This window comes from Embleya scabrispora, from assembly GCF_002024165.1.
Taxonomy (GTDB): Bacteria; Actinomycetota; Actinomycetes; order Streptomycetales; family Streptomycetaceae; genus Embleya; species Embleya scabrispora_A.
In genome coordinates, this window is sequence record NZ_MWQN01000003.1 from 830126 (window position 1) to 854604 (window position 24479).

At 72.3% G+C, this 24479-nt stretch carries 21 protein-coding genes and 1 pseudogene; 15 read left to right on the plus strand and 7 right to left on the minus strand.

Annotated features, from left to right (window positions below; translation table 11 throughout):
• Positions 1-110 precede the first annotated feature (110 nt).
• The 3 genes from msrA to B4N89_RS39240 all read right to left on the minus strand — a co-directional run bounded on the left by msrA (position 111) and on the right by B4N89_RS39240 (position 4015).
• Positions 111-623 carry a peptide-methionine (S)-S-oxide reductase MsrA gene (gene msrA / locus B4N89_RS39230; RefSeq protein ID WP_078981309.1) on the minus strand — a complete coding sequence of 171 codons (513 nt, stop codon included), beginning with the start codon at positions 621-623 and terminating at the stop codon, positions 111-113.
• A gap of 109 nt (positions 624-732) precedes the next feature.
• Positions 733-2460 (minus strand): alpha/beta hydrolase, encoded by a 1728-nt coding sequence (locus B4N89_RS39235; protein WP_078981310.1) that lies wholly within the window; start codon positions 2458-2460, stop codon positions 733-735.
• 133 nt (positions 2461-2593) lie between these two features.
• A complete protein-coding gene (locus B4N89_RS39240; protein WP_078981610.1) occupies positions 2594-4015 on the minus strand; it encodes an amidase in 1422 nt (473 codons plus the stop codon).
• Between the two features lie 131 nt (positions 4016-4146).
• On the opposite strand from B4N89_RS39240, the pseudogene B4N89_RS39245 reads away from it, so the two are divergent.
• A pseudogene (locus B4N89_RS39245) lies at positions 4147-4742 on the plus strand (TetR/AcrR family transcriptional regulator).
• A 204-nt stretch (positions 4743-4946) separates the two neighbouring features.
• Positions 4947-5825, plus strand: coding sequence for a hypothetical protein (locus B4N89_RS39250; RefSeq protein WP_078981311.1), 879 nt, complete (start codon positions 4947-4949; stop codon positions 5823-5825).
• Between the two features lie 90 nt (positions 5826-5915).
• Here B4N89_RS39250 and B4N89_RS39255 read toward each other — a convergent pair whose 3' ends face one another.
• Positions 5916-6290 (minus strand): VOC family protein, encoded by a 375-nt coding sequence (locus B4N89_RS39255; RefSeq protein WP_078981312.1) that lies wholly within the window; start codon positions 6288-6290, stop codon positions 5916-5918.
• Between the two features lie 214 nt (positions 6291-6504).
• On the opposite strand from B4N89_RS39255, the gene B4N89_RS39260 reads away from it, so the two are divergent.
• The 4 genes from B4N89_RS39260 (at position 6505) to B4N89_RS39270 (ending at position 10065) form a co-directional block, all read left to right on the plus strand.
• Positions 6505-7962, plus strand: coding sequence for an aminopeptidase P family protein (locus B4N89_RS39260; protein WP_078981313.1), 1458 nt, complete (start codon positions 6505-6507; stop codon positions 7960-7962).
• A gap of 238 nt (positions 7963-8200) precedes the next feature.
• Positions 8201-8347 carry a hypothetical protein gene (locus B4N89_RS50285; protein ID WP_161500967.1) on the plus strand — a complete coding sequence of 49 codons (147 nt, stop codon included), beginning with the start codon at positions 8201-8203 and terminating at the stop codon, positions 8345-8347.
• On the plus strand, positions 8344-8643 hold the full coding sequence (locus B4N89_RS39265; protein WP_078981314.1) for a hypothetical protein: 300 nt from the start codon (positions 8344-8346) through the stop codon (positions 8641-8643). The genes B4N89_RS50285 and B4N89_RS39265 overlap by 4 nt, the downstream gene beginning before the upstream one ends.
• A gap of 225 nt (positions 8644-8868) precedes the next feature.
• Positions 8869-10065: a sensor histidine kinase gene (locus tag B4N89_RS39270; protein ID WP_078981611.1), complete on the plus strand. Its 1197-nt coding sequence runs from the start codon at positions 8869-8871 to the stop codon at positions 10063-10065.
• 42 nt (positions 10066-10107) lie between these two features.
• On the opposite strand, the gene B4N89_RS39275 is transcribed toward B4N89_RS39270, so the two are convergent.
• A complete protein-coding gene (locus B4N89_RS39275) occupies positions 10108-11460 on the minus strand; it encodes a GAF domain-containing protein (protein WP_078981315.1) in 1353 nt (450 codons plus the stop codon).
• A gap of 172 nt (positions 11461-11632) precedes the next feature.
• Here B4N89_RS39275 and B4N89_RS39280 point away from each other — a divergent pair, with 172 nt between their 5' ends.
• Positions 11633-12442 (plus strand): alpha/beta fold hydrolase, encoded by an 810-nt coding sequence (locus B4N89_RS39280; RefSeq protein ID WP_078981612.1) that lies wholly within the window; start codon positions 11633-11635, stop codon positions 12440-12442.
• 98 nt (positions 12443-12540) lie between these two features.
• Positions 12541-13479, plus strand: a complete 939-nt coding sequence (locus tag B4N89_RS39285; RefSeq protein ID WP_235619221.1) for an SAM-dependent methyltransferase — start codon at positions 12541-12543, stop codon at positions 13477-13479.
• Between the two features lie 605 nt (positions 13480-14084).
• Here B4N89_RS39285 and B4N89_RS39290 read toward each other — a convergent pair.
• The gene (locus B4N89_RS39290) at positions 14085-14843 is read right to left on the minus strand and encodes a DeoR/GlpR family DNA-binding transcription regulator (RefSeq protein ID WP_078981317.1); all 759 of its coding nucleotides are present in this window, start codon (positions 14841-14843) and stop codon (positions 14085-14087) included.
• A gap of 297 nt (positions 14844-15140) precedes the next feature.
• Between B4N89_RS39290 and B4N89_RS39295 the strand changes: the two genes are divergently transcribed.
• The 6 genes from B4N89_RS39295 to B4N89_RS39320 all read left to right on the plus strand — a co-directional run bounded on the left by B4N89_RS39295 (position 15141) and on the right by B4N89_RS39320 (position 21760).
• Entirely contained in the window at positions 15141-15992 is an 852-nt protein-coding gene (locus tag B4N89_RS39295) for an endo alpha-1,4 polygalactosaminidase (RefSeq protein ID WP_078981318.1), read from the plus strand.
• A gap of 241 nt (positions 15993-16233) precedes the next feature.
• On the plus strand, positions 16234-17562 hold the full coding sequence (locus B4N89_RS39300) for an extracellular solute-binding protein (protein ID WP_078981319.1): 1329 nt from the start codon (positions 16234-16236) through the stop codon (positions 17560-17562).
• A gap of 26 nt (positions 17563-17588) precedes the next feature.
• Entirely contained in the window at positions 17589-18548 is a 960-nt protein-coding gene (locus B4N89_RS39305; RefSeq protein WP_078981320.1) for a carbohydrate ABC transporter permease, read from the plus strand.
• Positions 18545-19426: a carbohydrate ABC transporter permease gene (locus tag B4N89_RS39310; protein ID WP_078981321.1), complete on the plus strand. Its 882-nt coding sequence runs from the start codon at positions 18545-18547 to the stop codon at positions 19424-19426. Before B4N89_RS39305 ends, B4N89_RS39310 begins: the two co-directional genes overlap by 4 nt.
• A gap of 67 nt (positions 19427-19493) precedes the next feature.
• Positions 19494-20450, plus strand: a complete 957-nt coding sequence (locus B4N89_RS39315; protein WP_078981322.1) for a carbohydrate kinase family protein — start codon at positions 19494-19496, stop codon at positions 20448-20450.
• The gene (locus B4N89_RS39320) at positions 20450-21760 is read left to right on the plus strand and encodes an alpha-glucosidase/alpha-galactosidase (protein ID WP_078981323.1); all 1311 of its coding nucleotides are present in this window, start codon (positions 20450-20452) and stop codon (positions 21758-21760) included. Before B4N89_RS39315 ends, B4N89_RS39320 begins: the two co-directional genes overlap by 1 nt.
• A 103-nt stretch (positions 21761-21863) precedes the next feature.
• Here B4N89_RS39320 and B4N89_RS39325 read toward each other — a convergent pair whose 3' ends face one another.
• Entirely contained in the window at positions 21864-23126 is a 1263-nt protein-coding gene (locus tag B4N89_RS39325) for a GNAT family N-acetyltransferase (RefSeq protein WP_078981324.1), read from the minus strand.
• A gap of 151 nt (positions 23127-23277) precedes the next feature.
• Between B4N89_RS39325 and B4N89_RS39330 the strand changes: the two genes are divergently transcribed.
• Positions 23278-24471 carry an MFS transporter gene (locus B4N89_RS39330; protein WP_161500968.1) on the plus strand — a complete coding sequence of 398 codons (1194 nt, stop codon included), beginning with the start codon at positions 23278-23280 and terminating at the stop codon, positions 24469-24471.
• Positions 24472-24479: the final 8 nt, after the last annotated feature.

The following is a 24479-nucleotide window of genomic DNA, read 5'->3' on the forward strand; positions in this document are numbered from 1 at the left end:
GGCTCGGGCGGACCGAGTCCGGGCGGACCGGGTCCGGTTGGGCCGGGCCCGGGCGCGGCGGGTGCCCGGGCTCCGCGGGTGCCCGAGCTCCGCGGGTGCCCGGGCGGTGGTCAGGCGCGGTCGCGGTGCGGGAGCTTCCAGCCCGGGCGCGGGAAGTGGCAGGTGTACCCGTTCGGGTAGCGCTCCAGGTAGTCCTGGTGCTCGGGCTCGGCCTGCCAGAAGTCGCCCAGCGGCTCCAGCTCCGTGACCACCTTGCCCGGCCACAGACCGCTGGCCTCGACGTCCGCGATCGTCTCCAGCGCCGTCGCCTTCTGCTGCTCGTCGGCGTAGTAGATCGCCGAGCGGTAGCTGCGGCCGATGTCGTTGCCCTGACGATCACGCGTCGTCGGGTCGTGGATCTGGAAGAAGAACTCCAGGATGTCGCGATAGCTCGTCACCGAGGGGTCGAACAGGATCTCGATCGCCTCGGCATGGTCACCGTGGTTGCGGTAGGTGGCGTTCGGGACGTCCCCGCCCGAGTAGCCCACGCGGGTGGCCGTCACCCCGGGCTGCTTGCGGACGAGGTCCTGCATCCCCCAGAAGCAGCCTCCGGCCAGAACCGCCTTCTCCACTCCAGCATTCATCTCGCAACTCCTGACCGACGCCGTTGATCACTCCTTCAATCGTATCGATCCCGACCCCCATGGCGGCGGGTGCGACGGATACGGCAAACGTGGGCCGGGCCACACGGGATCAGCCGCCGATGCGATCGAAGGCTTCGTCGACACCCGGGAGGCCGGCGCGCCCCGGAAGGCCCTGCCAGTCCGGTGCTCCCGGCACACCGGGCACGCCCGGACCGCCCGCCAGCGAGGGCGCCTGCGTGGTCGCCGAGACCGGGTCCGGCTCGTCGGCGCAGATCGTGCCGCGTGCCGGGAGGGTCAGATCCGTCAGGTAGCGGACGGTCGCCGCCTGCGCGCACGCGCTGCGCCCGAAGGCGGTGTGCCCCTCGGCACGGAACGTGAGCAGCCGCGCATTGTCCAAGCGCTCCGACAGCGCGACCGCGTCCTGATATGGGGTGTCCGGGTCACCCGTCGTCCCGAGCACGAGGATGGGCGCGGAGCCCCACGCTCGATACGGGCCCCGGTGCCGGCTGACCCGTTCGCCGTCCCACTGCGCACACGCCGGCGCGTGGTTGTGGTCGTAGGTGGGCGGCCCGTACCCGATCGGCGGGCCGAGCAGGGGTGCGTCGCGCACATTGGCCCGCACGTTCCGCTCCAGTCGGCCCGCGTCGCGCGGGTAGGCCCGGTCGACGCACTCGACCACGACGTTCGCGGTGAGGAAGTCGAAGCTCGCCGCCGACGGCGGTCGCAGCAGGAAGGCGGTACCGTCCCGCAACTCCGCCTGCCGCAGGGCCGCGCCGAACGCGGGCCACACCGCCTTGCCCCCGTTGATGTTGAACATCAGCCGGTAGGCGAGCGTGTACCCGTTCGCCGCGACGCCCGACGGGGTGGGCACCGGGTGTGCGTCCAACTCCCGCATCAGGCGCTCGAACGCGCCGCGCGCGTCCCCTTGGCCGAACCCGCAGCGCACCGGTTCGGCACCGCACCAGTCGAGGAAGCGCCCCATCGCCGCGTCCAGCGCCAGGTATTGCGGTCGGTCGTACTCGTACGGGCGCTCCGCGTAGTGCACCGGATCGTAGGCGCCGTCCAGCGCCATGGCCCGCACCCGGCCGGGATACCGGTCCGCGTAGACCGTGCCGATGTAGGACCCGAACGAACGCCCGTAAAAGGACAATCGCCGCTCCCCCAGGGCCCGGCGCAGCAGGTCCAGATCGCGGGCCACGTAGTCGGTGCCCATGAACGGCAGTACGTCACCGGCCTTGGCCGCGCAGGCCGCGTCGAAGTCCCGCGCGGTCGAGACAGCCCGATCGAACCCGTCGGGCCCCGGCCGACCCGGCGACCGCGTGACCTCGCGCGAGTAGGTGGCGTCGTCCCAGCACTCGTACGGCGCGCTGCGCCCGATGCCGCGGGCGTCGAAGCCGAACACGTCGAAACGTTCCCGCAACTCGGCCGGCAGGGACGCGTGGTTCCCGCGCACGAAGTCCACCCCGGAGTTGCCCGGCCCGCCGGGTTGCAGGACCAGCGTCCCCAGCCGCCGCGCCGGGTCCGCGGCCCGGTGGCGGATCACCGCCAACGTGAGATGGCGCCCACCCGGGTCCCGGTAGTCCAGGGGGACGGAGGCGTTCGCACATTCGAAGCCGGCGTCCTCGACGCAGGGACTCCAGGCCAGGGTCGGGGTCGCCGCCGCCTCCGCCGGTTCCGCCGAGGCGTCGACCACACCGCCGCCGACCGCCGCGAGTGCAACGGCCACGACGGCGGCGGTCCGCCGGTACAGCGCCCGCCATCTCGCGCGCGCCGAACGACGGGTCGGCTCGTGCACCGATTCGTGGGCCGGATCGAATACACGGCGGTGGCGTGTCATGTTCGTCGATTCCCTTCGCCGGAACGGATCCGCACTCGTGTTCCTTCCCTGGGACACCACCGACCGCAAACACCTTCCCCGATCGGAACTCCCGCTACCTCAACGCGAGAACCCCGCGGCGGACACGCGGCGATCACCCACCCGCGCGCGGGTACACCGGCGTCAGGGTGCCCAGCCGGTCCTCGACGGCCTGGGCCGCGTCCAGGCAGAGGTCCTCCCGGAACGCGCGCCCGACGATCTGCGCCCCGGTGGGAAGGGCGCCCACGACCCCGGTGGGCACCGCCACCGCCGGCAGGCCGACGAAGCTGGTCACCGTACACAGCCGCATCGCCGACGCCACCCGGTCCCGACCGGCCCGGTCCCGCGACTCCAGGCCGGGTTCGACCGGGGGCTCGGTGAAGGACGGGCCGATCAACAGCGGGTATTCGTCGAGGAATCCGGCCCATGAGCGGCGGATGTTCAGCCAGGTACCCATCAGCTTCACCAACTCGTCCGCGGTCGCCGGCGGGGTGCGCTCCATCGCCATCCCGATATAGCGGTCCCCGCCCGGGCCGAGCAGCGTGCGCACCACCGGCCAGGTCGGCGCGAACTCGGTCAGGGTGATCCGGTCGTACGCCTCCAGGGCCTCGTCCAGGCGCGGTACGTCCGGCACTTCGCGGACGTCGTAGCCCGCGTCGCGCAGCGCGTCGGCCGCCGCCTCGATCGCGCCGCGCACGGCCGGGTGTACGCCGCGTCCGCCGGGATCCGCCACCACCGCGACCCGCATCGGCCCGCCGATGGGCGGGCCGTACGGCGGCACCGGCACGGCCCGCGGATCGCGGGGGTCCGCGCCGGCCAACGCCTCGTACACCGCGCGCAGATCGCCCACTTCGCGCGCCAACGGCCCGTCGGTGACCAGGTTTTGTGTCGCCGGGCCGGGATCGTCCGCTCCCAGCACCCGATGGTCCGCCGGGAACCGTCCGGTCGACGGCTTCAGCGCGGCCACCCCGCAGAACTGGGCCGGGATCCGCAACGACCCGCCGGAGTCGTTGCCGAGCCCGATCGCGGCCATCCCGGCGGCCACCGCCACCGCGTCGCCGCCGCTGGTGCCACCCGGGGTGCGGCCGGGGTGCCAGGGGTTGACCGTGTCGCCGAAGAGTTCGCTGCGGGTGTGCATCCCGGCCAGGATCAGTGTCGGTATGTTGCCCCGCCCGATCGGGATCGCCCCGGCCGCCCGCAACCGCGCCACGGGCGGCGCGTCGGCCGCCGCCACCAGGTCCCGAAAGCGCGGCACGCCGAACGTGGTCGGCACACCGGCCACGGCGGTGCTCTCCTTCACCGTGAAGGGCACGCCCGCCAGCGGCCCCAGCGCCTCCCCGGCGGCGCGCCGCCGATCCGTGCGCAGGGCCTGCTCGCGGGCGTGGTCGGCGAGCACCCGGGTGATCGCGTTCAACTGCGGATCGACCTCGGCGATCCGCTCCAAGTGCGCGTCGACGAGGTCGACGGCCGAGACGACCCCGTCCCGCACGGCCTGCGCCTGCGCCACGGCCGACATGCCCCACAGCTGGTCCGTCATGGTGCGTCCCTCCACGTGCGTTCCGGTCCATCGGTTCATCGTTTCGATGCAACTGCATCGAAACGATAACCTGGGAACCGATGCACCCGCATCGCAATAACCCGCACCACGACCGGAAGGGCGCAGCAGCCATGCCCAGACAGGTGGACCACGCGAGCCGACGCCGCCTCATCGCCGAGGCCGTATGCCGGCTCGCCGACGAACGCGGCCTCGAAGGCGTGACCCTGCGCGACGTCGCCGCGCGCGCCGAGGTGTCCATGGGCGCGGTCCAGCGGTGCTTCCGGACCAAGGAGGAGATGCTCGTCTTCGCCCTCGGCCACGTCGGCGAACAGGTCGCCGCCCGGGTACGGGCCCGCCTGGTCCGCAGCCCCGCCCAGTCGGCCGCCACCGCCCTCGGCCACGCGGCCTCCGAATTCGCCCTGCTCCGCGACGAACACCGCGCCGAGGCCCGCGTCTGGCTGGCGTTCCTGGCCCAGGCCGCGATCAGCGCCCCGCTGGCCGAGATCCTCAAGGCCGACTACGCCGCGCTGGAGGAGTCCTTCACCGAGCTGATCACCACGGCCGCCGCCACCTCGAGTCCCCCACCCCCCTGGACCCCCACCACGAGGCCCGCACCCTCCTGGCCCTGGCCGACGGCCTCACCACCCACGTCCTCCTCGGCCGCCTGACCCCACCCGAAGCCGAAACCGTCCTCCACACCCATCTGACAAACCTATGGACCACGTAGACACGAGCGGCTACGGCGGCGACCTTCCGATCGCGGCGGGGCGGCTCTCGGGGCTCCGAGACTCCGGCCTGCCGATGAAATCGGTGTGTCGCTCGGCGCGAACCCGCCGGCAGCGGCGGGGTTCGTTGCCGGCTTCCCGGCGTGTCGCCGGCGGGCGGTATCTTGCGGCGACCCAGTGACACGACGTCGACAGGAGCGCTCATCGTGATACCCGAGACGGCCCGGGTGACCGACCCCGGCGGGTGGGATGCCGCGCTCACCGGTGCCTTCGAGATACTGCTCGGCGGCCGGCCGGCAGTCGATCCCGCCGCCCGGTACGGGGTGTACTACGCCTCGGATTCTCTCGACGAGTTCCTGTTCCCGAATTCCTGGGTCACCCCTGCTGCGCTGGTGGGTCGACAGTCGAGGGAATTGCCGGATCCGGATGGGGAGTACCCCTTCTCTCCGTGGGCGTGGCGCTTCGACCTGCGCGAGTCGCTGTTCCGGTTCGACGCCGATCTTCTGGCCGGGACGGGACCGTGGGGGGACGGCGGGCACAAGGGTCGCCGGCCGTTCGGCGATGCCTTCGTCGGCGACCTGCGGGCCGTTTCGACGGTCGACGAGGCCGATGAAGTCTTGGCCCGTGGCGCGGAGTTGGGGGCGCTCCTGGACCGCCATGGGGTCGACTTGACCGACGAGGCTTCCGAGAAACTGAACGGCTGGCTGTCCGTGCTGCTGCGCGTCGCCACCGACGGCACTCCGAACGGCGCGATGCGGGCCGCCACCTTCACCGAGCGCGGCCCCGAGCACCTGGTGTCGATCCACGACATGAATGCCGTCCACACCGCCGCCGAGCCCTGGGAGGAAAACCTGAGCGCGGTCGCCCACCCCGCCCTCCGCGACCATCTCCGCATGCTCTGCCTCAGCGAGAACGACGCACGCAGCGAGGGCGGCTTCCACTGCGACAGCGGCCACTGGCCGTGGACCGATGTCCTGGAAGCGGTCGGCTGCTCCTTCGTCGCAGGCTGGGGATTCGGCGAGTCCCAGGCCGGCGTGGCCGTCGTGCGGTTGCCGGAGAGGGTGGACGAATCCGGGCCACAGTGAGCGCGCCCGGCACCCTCCCGCTTCTCCGGCCCGCCCGAGCCGGAGACCGGCCCCGACCCCGGCCCGGTTCGTGCTCGTCTGCGTCGGGGCTCAGTGGACACACAGGCAGAACGGGTGGCCTGCCGGGTCTGCGAGTACTCGCCAGTTGGCTCCTGCGTGGATCTCGTCCGTGCGTTCCAGGACCGTTGCGCCGAGGGCCACGGCGCGTTTTTCCTCGCCGTCGAGGTCGTCCACGTCGAAGTCGAGGTGGAGTTGTTGCGGGACCTGTTGGCCCGGCCACTCCGGTGGGCGGTAGCCCTCCACGCGTTGGCAGGCCAGGGTCGGGCCCTCGAAGCCGTGTACCTCGATCCAGTCCGGGTCGTCCGCGTCCGCGACCACCCGGCCGCCGAGCAGTTCCGCATAGAACTCCGCGAGCCGTGTCGGATCGGCGCAGTCCAGCGCGACCGCCTGCAGCCTTCGAATCACTTCGACCCCCTCGTGTCTCCGGACCGCCGTCGGCGGCACCGTACCCGAGGGTCGTACCCACCGCCCCGGCGGCCATGCCCGACGACGCGGCGACCTGCCGGGGGTCGCACCCGGGCGTCGGGAAGAATGGGTGGGAACGTGCGATCGACAACCGATCGGCAGTCGAGTCCGGCAGGCCGGAAATCGAGTGGTCCAGAAAGTCCAGGAGGCAGGCGTGGGTGCCGAGAACCGGTCGTCCGACGAAGAGCAGGCGCAGCCCGTCAAGCAGCGCAAGAACGGCCTCTACCGCGGCGAGGTCTCGGAGGAGCTGGCCGCGAACATGCGCAGCGGCTGGGCCGACACCGAGCGCGCCGACCTGGCGCCGATCGAGCAGGCGTCCGACACGGCCCGCCGCCGCGCGGCTCTGTCGGCCCGGTTCCCGGGTGAGCGTCTGGTGGTCCCGGCCGGCAACCTCAAGACCCGGTCCAACGACACCGAGTACCCCTTCCGGGCGTCGACCGAATACGCGTACCTGACCGGCGACCTGACCCAGGACGGCGTCCTGGTCCTCGAACCGGTCGCCGACGGTCACGAGGCGGCGTTGTACCTGCTGCCCCGGTCGGACCGGGGCAACGGCGAGTTCTGGCTGGACGGGCAGGGCGAGTTGTGGGTCGGTCGGCGTGCCGGGTTGGCCGAGGGCGAGCTGCTGTACGGACTGCCGTGTCGGGACGTGCGCAAGGTCGCCGAGGAGCTGACCTCGGCCGAGGGTCCCGTGCGTGTGGTGCGCGGCCATGACGCGGGGCTGGAAAGCGCCCTGGGCGAGCGCCTCGACGCCGGGCGGGACGAGGAGCTGCGAGTCTTCCTGGCCGACGAGCGGCTGGTGAAGGACACGTTCGAGATCGGGCAGCTTCAGGCCGCGGTCGACTCGACGGTGCGCGGCTTCGAGGACGTGGTCCGGGTCCTGGATCGGGCCGAGGCCACCTCGGAGCGGTACATCGAGGGCACCTTCTTCCTGCGCGCACGGCTGGAGGGCAACGACGTCGGCTACGGCTCGATCTGCGCCGCCGGTCCGCACGCGACCACGCTGCACTGGGTCCGCAACGACGGCGCGGCGCGCGCGGGCGACCTGCTGCTCCTGGACGCGGGCGTCGAGACGCACACCCTCTACACCGCCGACGTGACCCGTACGCTGCCCGTCTCGGGCCGCTTCACCGCGCTTCAGCGCCGGATCTACGACGCCGTGTTCGCCGCGCAGGAGGCGGGCATCGCCGCCGTGCGGCCCGGCGCCAAGTACCGGGAGTTCCACGACGCGGCGCAGCGCGTGCTCGCCGAGCACCTGGTCGAGTGGGGGCTGGTCGAGGGTCCGGTGGAGCGGGTGTTGGAGCTGGGTCTGCAGCGCCGGTGGACGCTGCACGGCACCGGCCACATGCTCGGTCTGGACGTGCACGACTGCGCGGTGGCGCGGACCGAGTCGTACGTCGACGGCGCGTTGGAGCCGGGCATGTGCCTGACCGTCGAGCCCGGCCTGTACTTCCAGGCCGACGACCTGACCGTGCCCGAGGAATACCGCGGCATCGGGATCCGGATCGAGGACGACATCCTGGTGACCGAGGACGGCAACCGGAACATGTCCGCCGCCCTGCCGCGCGGCGCCGACGAGATCGAGTCGTGGATGGCGCGCCTGCGCGGCTGACCCCGTCGGCACGGCACCACGGCACGACAACGGGCCGCCCTCCCCGGATCCACCTCGGGAGGGCGGCCCGTCGCATGCCGCCCCGCGGCCCCCCGGCGGCCCGAACACCCCATCCCCGACCGGACGTTGCCGCCCGCCCCTCACCGCTTTTCGGCCGCACGGCGACGATCACCGGCCAATCCCCGCACCCACACCAACCGTTATCCCCCTGTGACCTTCGCGGGGCACGGAGATTGCCATGATCAACTTCGCGGCGCGCATTCCGTCCCGCCGCCGCGTGCGACGCACGCACATCCACCAGGAAAGAGAAGAGATGCGCAAGAAGATCGCCGCGACGCTCGCGGCGGGTGCCCTGACGGTGACGATGGCCGCGGGGCTGTCGTGACCGGTGCCGGCACCGCGTCCGCCGGAACGAACGGGCAGCAGATCCACTTCGTGGACCTGTACGGCAAGACCCAGTCGATCCGCATCGAGGGTCCCAACCAGAACGGCCAGTGGGCCGCGCTCTGTGTCAACACGCCGAGTGAGCACAAGTACGTCGACGGCTGGTGGTGGAAGGGCAACATCACCTTCACCCACTACGCGTTCTCCGACTGCCAGTTCCAGTACCAGAGCCAAAAGACCGAGTACGTGGCGCCGTACCTGCCGAACACCGACTACTTCCTCACCACCAACCGGTAGTCGTCCGGCATCCGATACCCGTCGGCGACCGGCCGCTTCGCCGGTCGCCGACCCGGACGAACACGCGAGGCCGCAACGTCGGGGCGGCCTCGGCAGCCCACCCGCCGCCCCCGTGGATCGCGCTCGGGTCGTGTTCGCGCACGCGCCGCGTTCGACCTGCGGTGGACGCGGCGATGAGCGCCCAGGGTGATGCCGAACCCGCCCTCCGGGTCGTACGGTCGGCCCGTGCAACGAATCTATGCCTGGCTGCGGGCGCATCCCCTGTGGGTCGACTCGGTATGCGCGATTCCGCCGTTCGGCCTCGGTGTTCTCCAGATCCTGTCCTACGAGTACGGCATCGTCATGTCGCTCTGGGCCTACACGATCGTGGTGGCCCTGAGCCTGGGCATGGCGCTGCACCGGGTCCGGTCCCGGGTGGCGACGATGCTCGTGGTCGGGTCCGGGGTGGCCCAGTTGCTCTGCGACGGGACGATCACGTTCGCGAACTACGCGATGCTGGTGATCGCGTACACGGCCGCCAAGTCCGGACCGCGTTGGCTCTCCCGGGCCGCGCTCGCCGCCACGGTGCTGGCGCCGGCGGCCCTGCTGGCGCGTTTCCCGCACGCCGACGGCGAGAGCTTCAGGGCGAGCTTGTTCGCGTCCGTCTTCGTCGTCGTACTGCTCGCCATCTCCTGGGTGTTGGGCGATTCGATGCGCACCCGGCGCGCGTTCTACGCCGAGTTGATCGACCGCGCCGCCCGCCTGGAGGTCGAGCGCGACCAGCAGGCGCGGCTCGCCGCGGCGGCCGAACGCGCCCGGATCGCACGGGAGTTGCACGACGTGGTCGCGCACAACGTGTCGGTGATGGTGGTCCAGGCCGACGGCGCCGCGTACGCGATCGACGCCGCGCCCGATTCGGCCCGGGAGGCCCTGGGCACGATCGCCGCCACCGGCCGCGAAGCGCTCGCCGAGATGCGCCGCCTGCTGGGTGTACTGCGTTCCGAGAGCGACGTCGAGGCCTTCGTCCCTCAGCCCGGCGTCGACCAGCTCGACGAGTTGCTCACCCGGGTCCGCGGCGCGGGCCTGATGGTCGACCTGCACGTCGAGGGCCGTCCCGTCGAACTGTCCCAGGGCATCGGCCTGACCGTGTACCGCATCGTCCAGGAGGCCCTGACCAACACCCGCAAACACGGCGGACCCGGCGTCGGCGCCCGGGTCGTCCTGCGCTACACGGGCGAGGACATCGAACTCGACGTGCGCGACGACGGCCGCGGCGAGTCGGCTCCCGGCGACGGCATGGGCCACGGCCTGGTCGGCATGAACGAACGGGTCGCCCTGTTCGGCGGTCGCCTGGAAACCGGCCCCTACCCGTCGGGCGGCTGGCGTGTGCACGCCCTGCTCCCCACCCGCCCCCGCACACCCGCCCTGCCGGGACGTCCGTAGGCACCACCACACGACCGCGCCGACCGCAACGCCCCCCGGCCCTCAGCCCCCTCGGCCCGCCGCCGTACCCGCCCACCGCATCGCCGTGTCCGGGTCGGCCGTCTCCACCACCCGGTTCCGCAGCCGTTGGTGCAGCGCGGCCCGCAGTTCGAGGACGCGCGGGGCCGTCGAGCCGGGCAGCAGCGGCCCCCGGTAGCGGTCCAGGAGGGTGTCGGCCGTGGTGTCGCGGTTCGACAACGCGTGGTCCAGGTCGAGGAAGTCGGCCTCGCAGTCCCCGGTCAGCCGATACGGGTCCGACGCCAGCCGATGGCCCAGGATCGCGCGCAGCCGGGCGAGTTCGGCCCGCGCCGTGGCCGGGCGGCCGGTCGGGCCGTACACCGCCTCGGTGATCGCCTTCGCCGTCATCCCGCCCGGTTCGCTCAGCAGCGTGGTGACGATCTCCGCGTGCCGGCGCGTGAGTTCGTGGGTGGCGCCGGCCACGTGCAGCCGCGCCCGGCGCAGCCCGAGCGCCTCGAGGCGCATCGGCGCTGCGGTCACCGGCCCGGAGGCGCCGTCCTCGGCGATGAGCAGGAACAGGCCGCCCGAGGCCAGCCGTTCGACGAGCACGAGTTGTCCGCCGGGCAGCAGCATCGGGCCTTCGCCGACCGGCATCGGGATCCGATTCGGCAGCCAGCCGGGCGGATCCGCGCGCACCACGCGCCCGCCGGCGTCGACGATCGCGCTCCGGGTGCCCAGTCGGCGGGCGATGCGCTCCACGTAGCGGGTGCGTACCCGCATCTCCTCGCGCAGGCGGACCGTCTCCAACTCCGACTGGGCCAACCGCCGGGCGGTATCGAGCAGGGGGATCGCCAGTGGTTGCCAGTGCCGTTCCGGGCAGGTGAAGTCCAGGATCCCGAGCAGGTCGCCGCTGATCGGATCGTGGATGGGCGTGGCGGTGCAGGTGTAGGCAGTGGCCGCGGACAGGAAGTGCTCGGCGCCGAACACCTGGAACGGCCGCCCTGTGGCCAACGCGGAGCCCACCCCGCTCGTGCCCGCCGCGTCCTCGCTCCACAGCGCACCGGGCAGCAGGTGTACCCGCTCCGCCGAGCGCAGCGACGTGTGGTCGCCCTGGACCCACAACAGGTGGCCCCGGGCGTCGCTGAGGAACAACAACCGGCCCGGATCCTCGGTCAGCCCGCCCAGCGAGCGGCGCAGCAGCGGCCAGATCCCGGTAAGCGCGTGTTCCTCGCGGTGGCGGGCCAGCTCGTCGTCGTCGAGGCGGACCGGGGGCAGGTAGGCGTCGGGAGCCAGCCCGTGTCGTCGGGCGCGCGACCACGAGGCTCGGATCGGGCCTCGAACCCCCGAGGCCGTGCCGCCGCTCAGCGCCCGTTCCCGCGCGTCCGATCGGTGTGCCATGGAGTCATCATGCCGGCACGGTCGGTCGTCGGCGGGGCGGGTGTCCCCGCCGGTTCTGCAACGTTGGTGCAACCCCCCTGCGACGTCTGGCGCAACGGCTGCCGGCTCGCGCAGACTGCCGGCAGTGCGGCGCGGCGAACGGGGTGCCGTGACCGAGACCGGAGGAGATGGCGTGCCCTACCTGGAACTGTCCGACACCGTCCCGCTCTACTACGAGGAGCACGGCGAGGGCCGGCCGGTCGTCCTGTTGCACGGTTGGACGATGAACGGCACCTTCTGGTCCGGGAACGTGGCCGCGCTGGCGGCGGAGAACCGGGTGATCGTGCCGGACTTCCGCGGCCACGGCCGGTCGGGGAAGACGCCCGAGGGTCATTCCCTGGACCAATACGCCCGCGATATCCGCGAGTTGGTTCGGGCCCTCGATCTCGCCGACGTGACCGTGGTGGGCTGGTCGATGGGCACCTCGGTACTGCTGTCGTACGTGCGGCAGTTCGGGTGCGAGGGGCTGCGCGGCGCGGTGTTCGTCGATCAGTCGCCGCGCTTCCTGGACGGCCCCGACTGGGAGTTCCCGCTGCTCGGCGGGTATTCCCCCACCGATCTGGCGGTGTTCGCGCAGACCGTGCGGCACGCTCGGCCGAGCGCCGTGAAGCCGTTCGTCGAGGCCTGTTTCGCCGAGCCGCCGGCCGCCGAGGCGGTGGACGCGGTGTACGCGGAGACCACCCAGACGCACACGTCGTCCGCGCTCGACGTCTGGATGGACATGGCGCACGCGGACTGGCGGTCGGTGCTGCCGCAGGTGACGGTGCCGACCCTGCTGGTCTACGGCGAGCGCAGCCGGATCTTCCCGGGCGATCTGGCCGGGTGGCTGGCGGGTGTGCTGCCCGATGCGCGGATCGAGAGGTTCTCGGTCAGTGGGCACGTACCCTTCGTCGAGGAACACGAGCACTTCGACGCAGTCGTCACGGATTTCCTCCGCCGCTGATCTCCCCAGGCGCACCGGAGGAATACGCGGGCCCGCCCGGCGGGTATCCCCGCCTCGCCCGATCCGGGCGGCCCGTGACCCGAGAATCGGGAAGGCCGATGATTGTGATGCCCCAGCAGGCGCCGGAGACCCGATCGTGCGCGGGCCGGCCGGTGCCGGCTCGACTGCCGGTCCAGGGGTCCGCGACGCGCCGGTCCGGATTGCGCACCGATCTGCCGCATCCCGCTCGCATGTACGACTACTACCTGGGAGGCAAGAACAACTTCGGGGTCGATCGCGAGGCCGCCGACGCGGTGCTCGGGGCGGCTCCCGAGGTACGCGCGATGGCTCGGGCGAATCGGGCGTTCCTGCGCCGCGCGGTGTCGTTCGCGGCGGGGTGCGGGATCCGCCAGTTCCTCGACATCGGGGTCGGCATGCCCACCGCCCACGACACCTACGAGTACGCGGTGGCGGCCACCGAGGAGGCGCGGGCGGTGTATGTGGACAACGATCCGCTGGTGCTCGCGCACGCTCGGGCGTTGTCCGGTCGGCCCGGTCGGGTGCGGGTGGTGGAGGGCGATCTCCGCGATCCGTACGCGTTGTTGGCGCGGGTGTGCGGGCGTTCGGGGCTGGATCTGGATCGGCCGGTGGCGGTGGTGCTGACCGCGGTGCTGCACTACCTGTCGGACGCGGACGATCCCCGGGCCGTGGTGGGCGCGTTGGCGGGTGCGATGGTGCCGGGCAGCATGCTGGTGCTCTCGCATGTCGCCGCCGATCTGCGGCCGGAGGCGGCGCGGGCCACGGCCGAGGCGTATCGCCGCTCCGCCGCCCCGCTGTTCCCGCGCACGGCGGCGCAGGTGCGGGCGCTGTTCCCGGGCCTGGACCCGGTCCGGCCGGGTGTGGTGCCGATCTCGTCGTGGCGCGCCGACCGACTTCCGCGTCCGCTGGTGGAGCGGGAGTGGATGTACGCGGGGGTGGCCCACAAGCCGCCTCCGGGACGCCGGGAGTGTTCGAGCACGGGCCGCATCCCGACCCGGGCCCTGCGCCCCTGCGCCTGAGCCGGCCGCAGCCCCACAGGGGAGGGCTGCGACCGGCCGGCACAGACCCGCCACACGCGTCGGCCACCGGACCGGTATGCGAGGGCAAACCCACGAACCGCCCCCGAATCAACCGACTCCGACACGCGGTCACCCGACCACACCCGGCCCGGCCGCACCGGATCCGGGCACCGCACCCCCACGCCCGAGCCGGCCGCAGCCCCGCAGGGGAGGGCTGCGACCGATCCGGAAACGGACCCGCGCACGTCGGCCGCCGGATCGGCGTATGAAGGGGGCCTCCGCGGTCGGCCCCGAGTCGGCCCACTCCGGCACGAGGTCGCCGGCCGCGTACTCGGCCCCGGCACCGCACGACCGCGCCGAATCCGGGCACCGCGCCCCGGCCGGCCGCAGCCCCGCAGGGGAGGGCTGCGACCGATCCGGAAACGGACCCGCGCGCGCGTCGGCCGCCGGATCGGTGTGGGGGCGGCCCGCGCGACCGGCCCCGAGTCCAACCGACTCCGGCACGGGATCGCTCGGCCGCGTGCCCGGCCCGTTGCCGCACGGCGCCGCCCAACCACCCGCACCGCCGCGCCGAAGCGCCCCGCGCCGCCGAGGACGGTCGGCCCTCAGACCACCGTCACCGCGACCCCCGCCGCCGCGATCCGGGCCAGTTCGTCCTTCGGCGCGTCCGCGTCGGTGACCAGGTGGCCGATTCCGGACAGCGGGCAGATGCGTGCCAGGGTTGCCTTTCCGATCTTGGAGTGGTCCGCCACCACGATGGTGTGGTTGCTGCGGTCGGTGAAGGCCCGGTCGGTGGCGGCTTCGAGTTGGTCGTGGGTGGTGCAGCCGTGGGCGGCGCTGATTCCGTCCACTCCCAGGAAGGTCACGTCGGTGTAGTAGTCGGCGAGGGTCTTCTCGGCGATCGGGCCGACCAGTTCGTAGCTCTCCTTGCGGGCGGTGCCACCGATCACCACGAGCGTGACGTCCTTGTGCAGGACCAGTTCGGCGGCGATGTTCACCGCGTTGGTGACGATGGTGACCGGCCCGCGCTCGGCCAGGATGCGGGCGATCTCGGTGGCGGTGGAGCCGCCGGTCAGGCCGACCACGGCCTCCGCCGGGACCAGGGCCGCCGCGGCGCGGGCGATAGCCAGCTTCTCCGGTCGGCGGCGCTCGCTGCGGTACTGCATCGGCGTCTCCAGGCCGATGTTGCCCACGGACGCCCCGCCGTGCGTACGGCGCAGCAGGTTCACCGCGTCCAGGTGCTGGAGGTCGCGGCGCACCGTGGCCCCCGAGACCGCCAAGATCGCGGACAACTCCTCGACGCTCACGCTCCCGTGTGCGGCAACGTGTTCGAGGATGCGCGCATGGCGCTCGGTTCTCAACATCCGCGCAGCATATCCGTGCGCATTCGCGCAGTCACGGGATCCGTCGGCGCGAACAACAAGGAGTCAGGGAGGGCATTTCCGGCCCCACACGGCAACTCCCGTGCGCACTGTGCGCACTGACGATCCCTTGACATGACGAATGTTGCTCGATTTACTGCTCCGACGCCGAACAGCGCAATCGGCGTCAAAGGTACGCCCAGCCGGTAGCCGGCGTGAAGCCGCAAGCCCGGACAAAGTCGCCAGGATGCCAGTCGACATCCGAGGCGGGGACGTATCCTCCGCACCTGGAGTTCGATGATGAACACCTTCCTCCCGGGTAGATCGGCCCGCCGTCTCGCCGCCCTCGCGGCGACCACCGCGGCGATCGCGGGATCCCTGTTCCTCACCTCGTCCGCGAGCGCCGGCACCGCCGAACCCGCGAACGCACCCGAGAGCGCCGCCGTCACCCCGCCGCCCACCCACGCGAACTTCGACTACCAGATCGGCGGCGCCTACACGCCGCCCAGCGGGGTCGAGGTGGTCACCCGCGACCACTCCGCCACCCCGGCGCCCGGCCTGTACAACATCTGTTACGTCAACGCCTTCCAGGCCCAAAAGGGCGCCGAGGGCGACTGGAAACCGGGCGAGTTGCTGCGCCGCGACGACGACACCGTGGTCTACGACGGCAAGTGGAAGGAGGCGCTGCTCGACATCCGCACCCCCGAGAAGCGCACATCCGTCGCCGCCAAGGTCAACGCCCTGATCGACGAGTGCGCGGGCAAGGGTTTCCAGGCCGTCGAGCCGGACAACTACGACAGCTACACCCGTTCCGAGGACCTGATCACCGCCGAGAACGCCAAGGCGTTCGTCACGCTGCTCTCCGCGCACGCGCATCGGCGCGGTCTGGCCATCGCCCAGAAGAACACCTCCGAACTGGCCCCCGACCGCGCAAGCACCGGACTCGACTTCGCCGTCGCCGAGGAATGCGGCCAGTGGAACGAATGCGGGGACTACACCGCGTCGTTCGGCAACAACGTGATCGTGATCGAGTACACCGCCAAGGGCTTGAACACCGCCTGCTCCAAGTGGGGTGGCAAGCTCAGCGTCGTGCGCCGCGACCTGAACGTCGTCCCGGCCGGCAGCAGCGGATACCTGCGCAAGACCTGCTGATCCCCGGCCACGATCGTCGGCCCGGCGCCCCGATCCCGCGCGGATCCCGCACGGATCCCGCACGGATCCCGCACGGATCCCGCACGGATCCCGCCGCCGGGCCATCCCCTCCGCCGCGCACGCCCACCCCCTCTCGCCCTCGCCCCGTCCGGTCCCGCCCGGGGCGACCGCCGACGCGCGCGCCCACCCGCTCTCGCCCCCGCCCCGCCCCGCACGCGTTCCGACAACTCCCGGAGGTCCAGTGGTTCTCGACCGGTTCCATCCCACCGGCCTCTCCCGGCGCGGCCTGCTCCGCATCGGCGCCGGTGCCGCCGCCGCGACGGCGCTGTCCACGACGTTGGCCGGATGCGCCGGCACCGACGACGGCGTGGGCGCCGACGGCCGGGTCACGATCGAGATGTGGCACGGCCAGACCGACACGGGGCGCGAGGGCCTGGAGGCCCTGGTCGAGCGGTTCCACCAGACCCAGTCGGGCATCCGCGTCGACCTCGGCGGCGGCGTGCTCGCCGACGCGATGCTCCAGAAGATCACCGCCGCGCTCGCCGCCGGCTCCTATCCCGACATCGCCTACGTCTTCGGCTCCGACCTCGCCGGCGTCGCCCGCAGCCCCAAGGTGGTCGACCTCGGCGACACCGTGCGCTCGGCCCCCACCCCGTGGGAGGACTACTGGGATCCGGCCCGCCAGGCGGTCACCATCAACAGCCGGGTACGGGCGGCGCCCGCCGTCCTGGACGCGCTCGCCGTGATGTGCAACAAGAAGCTCTTCGAGGACGCCGGCATCCCGCTCCCGCAACCCGGTTGGACCTGGAACGACTTCCTGGCCACCGCACAGCGCCTCACCGACGCGCAGCACGGCGTCTTCGGCACCGGCTGGCCGGGCGTGGGCGACGAGGACACCGTCTGGCGGTTGTGGCCGATGATCTGGGACCTCGGCGGCGACGTGGTCGCCGAGAACGGCCGCGACATCGGCTTCCGCGAGGTCGGCGCCCGCGCCCTGGAGACGGTCGAGGCGCTGGCCCGCGCCAAGAGCGTCTACATCGACCCCAAGCCCGGCGGCGAGCAGATGTACCAGGTCTTCACCTCCGGCCGTATGGGCATGGTGGTCACCGGCCCCTGGCAGATCCCCGACGTCACCGAGGCGGGGATCGACTACCACGTGGTGCCGCTGCCGAGCTACAGCGGCCGGCCGATGACCATCTGCGGCCCCGACACCTGGACCGTCTTCGACAACGGCGGCGCCCGGGTGCGCGCCGCGCGCACCTTCGTGTCCTGGCTCAACCAGCCCGAGCAGGACGTCGAATGGGGCGTGCGGGTCGGCAGCCTGCCGCTGAGCCGGATCTGCGAGGCCAAACCCGAGTGGCGCGCGCACGCCGCCGAGACACCGGGCCTGGACGTGTTCACCCGCGCGCTGGAAACGGCCCGGGTCCGCCCCGCGCACCCCGCCTATCCGCAGATCTCCACGGCCCTCGGCGAGGCCATCGTGTCCGTGCTGCTCGGCAAGAGCAGTCCGACCCGGGCCCTGAACCGCTGCGCCGCCGCGGCGAAGGCCGCCCTCGTCATACCGCGTTGACGAATACCGCGTTGAGGAGCCCCACCATGTCATCCCTGCCCGCTCCGCTCACGCTGTCCGACCACGATCGCCGGCACCGCACGTTGCGCCGCAGACGCCGGCGCGAGACGGCGACCGCGTGGGCGTACATCCTGCCCGCCGTCCTGGTCGTGCTGGGCCTGAGCATCGTGCCGTTCGTCTGGTCGCTGCTGCTGTCCTTCCGGGCCGACGACCTGGTCACCCCCAGCCGCTGGGTCGGCGTGGACAACTACGACGCGCTCACCCAGGACCCGCACTTCAGCCAGGCGGTGCGCAACACCCTGCTGTACACCGCGCTCTACGTGCCGCTGAGCATGGCCCTGGGGCTGTTCCTGGCGCTGGTGCTCAATCGGCGGATCAAGCTGGTGGGCCTGTACCGCACGCTGATCTTCGTGCCGTTCGTGATCTCCGCGACGGCGCAGGGTGTGTTGTTCTCGTTCATCCTCGACCCGGAGTTCGGCGCGGCCAACTCGGTGCTGCACGCGCTCGGAATCAGCCGGCAGGGCTTCCTCACCGATCCCGGACAGGCGTTGCTGGTCCTGGTGGCGATCTCGGTGTGGAGCGGCACCGGGTTCTGCGTGGTGATCTACCTCGCCGCACTCCAGGACGTGCCGCCCTCGCTCTTGGAGGCGGCTCGGCTCGACGGCGCCGGCCGGTGGCAGTTGTTGCGGCACGTGGTGATGCCGACGCTCACCCCGGTCAGCCTGTTCCTGGTGTTGTGGCAGACGATCAACGCGTTGCAGGTCTTCGACCTGGTCTATGTGACCACCAAGGGCGGTCCGCTCGGCTCCACCACGGTGATCGTCTACTTCGTCTGGGAGCAGGCGTTCAAGAACTTCACCGCCGGATACGGCGCGGCGGCGGCCTACGTGCTGGCCCTCGCGCTCCTGGCCATCGGGGTCGCCTCGCGGCTCGTCCGCGGTCGCAGGCCGGCCGGCGCCGTGCTCGTCGAAGGTGGTGCCAAGTGAGCGCGACCACCGTCGAAGCCGCCCCCGCCCAGGCCCGTCCGGCCCCGGTCGCGGCGCCCCGCCGCCGGCTTCCGTTCAGCCCGTGGCATCTGCTGCTGATGCCGCTGTCCCTGCTGTTCGCCCTGCCGCTGGTGTGGCTGGTGCTCAGCTCGGTGATGAGCAACGCGGAGATCAACCGGTTCCCGCCCGCGCTGTGGCCTTCGGGGATCGACCTGGGCGGCTACCGCTATGTGCTGGGCAATGCGATGTTCCCGCGCTGGTTCGCCAATTCGCTGATCGTCTCGGCGGTGGCGGTGGCCTCGAACCTGGTGTTCGGGGCGTTGGGGGGCTACGCGTTCGCCCGGATGCGGTTCGCCGGATCGCGCGTGTTGATGGTGGCGATGTTGGCGACCATGGCGATCCCGTTCCAGCTCACCATGATCCCGACGTTCTTGATCATGAAGCGGCTCGGGCTGATCGACACGCTCGGCGCGCTGATCATCCCGTCCCTTGTCACGCCGTTCGCGGTGTTCCTGCTGCGGCAGTTCTTCCTGTCGCTGCCGCGGGAGTTGGAGGAGGCCGCCTGGATCGACGGGTGTTCGCGACTGCGTGTGTTGTACCTGATCGTGCTGCCGCTGTCCCGGCCGGCGCTGAGCACCGTCGCGGTGCTCACCTTCCTCACCACCTGGAACGACCTGACCTGGCCGTTGATCGCGATCAACCACGACACCCAGTACACGCTGCAACTGGGCCTGACCACCTTCCAGGGGCAACACCACACCCAGTGGGCCGCGGTGATGGCGGGCAACGTGATCACCGTGCTGCCCGTGCTCCTCGCCTTCCTCCTCGCGCAGAAGGCGTTCATCCAGTCGATCACCTCCAGCGGTCTGAAGGGGTAGCGATGCTACGGGAGTTCGACCCTCTCGTGCTCCGCCCCCTGTCCACCGCACACACCCGGGAAGCCCCATGCCGCACACCTTCGACCTGCTCGTCCTCGGCGACGCCAATCCCGACGTCGTGGTCGGCCCCCTCGACCGGCCGTTGGCCTTCGGTCAGCACGAACACCTCGTCCCCACAGGTCTGCTCACCCTCGGCGGATCCGGCGCGATCACCGCCTGCGGCGCGGCCCGGCTTGGTCTGTCCGTCGCCATCGCCGGCCGGATCGGCGACGACGACGCGGGCCGCTTCGTGCGCGCCGCGCTCGCGGATCGGGGCGTGGACACCTCGGCGCTGCGTGTCGATCCGAGCCTGCCCACGCCGCTGACCACGGTGCTCACCCGCACCGACGGGGACCGGGCCATCGTCACCGCGCCGGGCACGCTGGCGGTGACCGGACCCGACGACGTGCCGGCGGAGTTGCTGCGGCGAAGCCGGCACGTGCACGCCTCCTCCTACTTCCTGATGCCGCGACTGGCGCGGGCGCTGCCCGAGTTGTTGCGCATCGCCCGCGCGGCCGGCGCCGGGACCTCCCTGGACACCAACGACGACCCCGCCGGGCACTGGGACGCCGGCGGGCTCGCCGCCGTACTGCCCGCCGTGGACTACCTGTTGCCCAACGCCCAGGAGGCCCGGGCGCTGGCCGGCTCCCCCGCCGCGTCCACCGAGCAGGCCGCCGCGCGGCTGGCCGGGCACGGGCCCGTCGTGGTGGTCAAGGACGGCGGCGCCGGCGCCTTCGCGTACGACGGCGCCGACGTGCTGCGCACTCGGGGTGTCCCCGCCGAGCCGGTGGACACCGTCGGTGCCGGCGACAGCTTCGACGCCGGCTTGATCGCCGCGCTGCTCGCCGGCGAACCCCTCGCCCGAGCCCTCGATTTCGCCGCCGCGTGCGGCGCCCTGTCCACCCGAGCAACCGGCGGCACCGCCGCCCAACCCACCCGGGACGAGGCGCTGGACGCGCTCGCCCGCAACGGAAAGAACCAGTGATGACCCGCACCAAGATCGTCTTCGTCGGCGCCGGCAGCGTCGTGTTCACCCAGGGCCTGTTGGCGGACCTGTTCGCCTTTCCGGAGCTGAAGGACGCGCACATCGCGCTGCACGACATCGATCCCGAACGCCTGGCCACCGCGCACGGTGCGGCCCGGCTGATCGCCGACGACCGGGGCGCGAGCCCCCGGATCACCGCGCACGCCGACCGCCGCGAGGCGCTGGTCGACGCCCACTTCGTGATCAACATCATCCAGGTCGGCATGCGCGAGGCCACCCGGACCGACTTCGACGTGCCCGCGGGCTACGGCCTGCGCCAGACCATCGGCGACACCCTCGGCATAGGCGGCATCTTCCGCGCGCTGCGCACGTTCCCGGTGCTGCGCGCGCTGGGCGAGGACATCGCCGAACTGTGCCCGGACGCCTGGCTGCTCAACTACACCAACCCGATGGCGATGAACGTCGGCTACCTCCGGCGCGCCACCGGCCTGACCCGCGTGGTGGGCCTGTGCCACTCGGTCTACTGGACCATGCAGGGCCTGGCCGAACTGGTGGGCGTGCCCTACGAGGAGGTGGACTACCTCGCGGCCGGCGTCAACCACCAGGCGTGGGTGCTGCGCTTCGAACACGCCGGCGCCGACCTGTACCCCGAACTCGACGCGCTGATCGCCCGGGACGAGCAACTACGGCGCCGGGTACGGGTGGACATGTACCGCCGGCTCGGCTACTACCCGACCGAGACCAGCGAGCACTCCAGCGAATACGTGCCCTGGTACCTGGGCCACGACAGCGAGATCAGCCGACTGCGGCTGCCCGTCGGGGCCTATCTCGACATCGTCGACGAGAACGTCGCGGCCTACGAGAGCACCCGCTCCGCACTCGCCGCCGGGCAGCCGGTGCCGGTCGAGTCGACCATGGAGTACGCCCCGCAGATCATCCACAGCATCACCACCGGAACCCCGCGCACCGTCTACGGCAACGTGCCCAATCAGGGCCTGATCGACAACCTGCCCGCCGACGGCGTGGTCGAAGTCCCGTGCCTGGTGGACAGGTTGGGTGTACAACCGACCCGGGTCGGCGCGCTGCCCGCGCAGTTGGCGGCCCTCAACCGCACCTACCTGAGCGTCAACGACCTCGTGGTGCGCGCCGCGTTGGAGGACGACCCCCGGCATATCCGCCACGCCGCGATGATCGACCCGGCCACCGCCGCCGTTTTGCCCGTCGAACGCATCTGGGACCTGTGCGACGACCTGGTCCGCGCCCACGGCGACCTGCTCCAGCCGGGCCTGCGGGCCACGCTCGGTCACTGACGAGGAGAACCGGGCCGGCCGGCGGGCCGGACATCGGCCGGCGCCTCCCGGCCCGGTGACCCCCGCGACCCGGGGACCCCCGTGACCCGGTGGTCCTCGTGGCTCAATAGTCCTCGTGCGCGTAGGGCAGCAGGTCCGTGCGGAGCGCCGCGTCCAGGCGGTGCGCCGCGCCGGGCGTGGCCTCGGTGACCAGTCCGGCGGCCACCAGTCGGCGGATCGGCGTGCCGCCCAGGTAGCAGGTGGCCAACTCCCGTACGTCCAGAGCCAGATCGGGCGCGGCGTCGGTGGCGGTGTAGGTCGCCCCGGCCGCCCCGGTCGGGTCGGCGGTGAGCCGGAAGCGGCCCTGGTTCGCGGGCAGCGCGGCGTCGCGCACGTCCAGGACCAGGTCCACCGGCGCCGCCCACGACCGCGCGGTCAGCGCGGTGCGCACGTCGACCAGGCGCAGCCGCAGCGCCGGATACTGCCTGGTCACCCGCACCTGATGGCGATCCCCGGCGAACTGCAGCAGCGGGTCGTCGAGCGGCCGGGCCCAGGCCACCACCTTGTCGATCAGATCGATCGAGACGAGATAGGCCCACAACGCGGCGGCCGCCGGGGCGTCCCGCGCCTCCAGTTCGAACACCTGGAGCACGTTGGCCGAGCCGGCGGGGCCCTTGACCTCCTCCACCCGGTAGACGACGTATCCGGCCGGCGTCTCACCCCGCTCGCCGAGCGCGACGACCCGGATCGGCTCCTCGTCCTCGTCGTCGAGGAGCACCACGGTGCGCCACCACTCCTCGTCCCGGTCCAGCCGCCCGCCGCGCCTGCCCCGCTCCGCCGCGTAGACCGGACCGAGCAGACCCGGCGCCTTGGCCGGATCGACCAGCCGCAACGGCCGGGGGTCGGGCGCAATGCGCAGGGCGAGCGGCCGGCGGGCGTCGATCTCGACGCTGCACCCGAGGGTGCCGTTGCCATAGCCGAACCGGCCGTAGATCGCGTCCTCGGAGGCCCACAGGCAGGACAGCGGCTGGCCGAGTTCGGCGCACCTGCGCCACTGTTCCGCGATCATCCGGGACAGCAGTCCGCGCCTGCGGTGGGTGGGCGCCACGGCGACATAGTCGAGCCCGGCACAGGGCAGTTCGCCGCCGGGCACGGTCAGCCGGAAGCGGTGCGCGACGACGGCGCCGACGAGGGCGTCGTCCTCGTAGGCGCCGATCCGCCCGCAGACGCGCAGCCTGTCCCGGTGTTGTTTGCGTTCGTCGGCCGAGTCCGCCTCGTGGAAGGCCAGGTCGGCGAGATCCACGATGCGATCCACCTGCGACTTGGGGATTTCTCGGATGTCGAGGGTCACCCTCGCGACGCTAGCCGGGTCGGGTTCGCCGCGCATCGCGTTTTCTCCGGGCCCGCGCGGCCCGGATCCGGCTCATCCCCCACTTGAGGGATGGGCCGAGGCCCTCGCACACACGATCGTCGTCGGCACAGTCACCCGCGGATCCGTAATCGCTCATCCGCGGGTCCGAAACGGAAAAGGAGCGGTCATGCGGCTGCGTTTGATCGTCCTGGCCGTCGGCACCTTCGCCATGGGGGTCGACACGTTCGTCATCGCGCCGATCCTGGGCCCGATGGCCGACGACCTCGACGTGTCCCGAACCGCGGCGGGGTGGCTGATCACCGCGTTCGCGCTCGCCTACGCCCTGGGCGGCCCGGTACTCGCCGCCGCCGTCGGACACCGGGCGCCGCGCGGCCTGCTGCTCGGCGGCCTCGTGGTCTTCGCCGTCGGCAACGCCCTGAACGCCGTCGCCGGCACCTACGGCTCGGCGATGATCGGTCGTGCCCTCGCCGGGGCCGGCGCCTCGCTCTACACCGTCAACGCCCTGGCGGTGGCCCGGGCCACCGCGCGGCCGGGGCGGGAGGGGCAGGCCGCCTCGGTGGTCGTCGGCGGCCTGACCACCGCGATCGTGCTCGGTCTGCCGCTCGGCGCCTGGCTCGGCTCGACCACCGGTTGGCGCGTGGCGCTGTGGCTGATCGTCGGCCTGGCGGCGGTGGCCGGCGCGGGCATCGCCGCGGTGGTCCCCGACCTGTCGGGGCTGCCGCGCCGGACGCTGCGCGAGCGCGTCGCGCCGCTCACGGACTTGCGGGTCGTGGTGATCCTCGCCGCCACCCTGCTGTGCCTGACCACCAGTTGGACCGTCTACACCTACTTCGACACGGTGACCCGACCGGCCACCGACGGCGACGCCGGGCGTACCTCGCTGATCCTGCTGACCTTCGGCATCGGCGCGGTCTGCGGGAACCTCCTCGTCGGCCGCCTGGCCGACCGCTTCGGCCCCGCCCGCACGATCGTGGTCGCCGCCCCGCTGCTCACCGCGGTCGCCGCCCTGGTGCCGGTGTCGTCCCGCTCGATGGCGGCGGCGTGTGTCGTGGTGCCGCTGTGGGGGCTGCTGCACTGGATGATCAACGTGCCGCAGCAGTTGCGGGTCACCGCCGCCGCCCCCGACGCGGTCCCGCTGGTCCTCGGCCTGCACCAGAGCACGATCTACCTCGGGATCAGCACGGGCGGCGCGGCCGGCGCGGCGGGCTTCGCCCTCGGCGGTCGCGCGGGTATCGGCTGGGCGGCGCTGGCCACGGGCGTGCCGGCGCTGGTCGTCCTGGCCTGGTCGTTGCGGGTCGGGTCGGGGTCCCGGGACGAACTCCGCTCCGCCCCGGTCGAGGCGCCGGTGACGTCGGGCTGAGTCCGGGT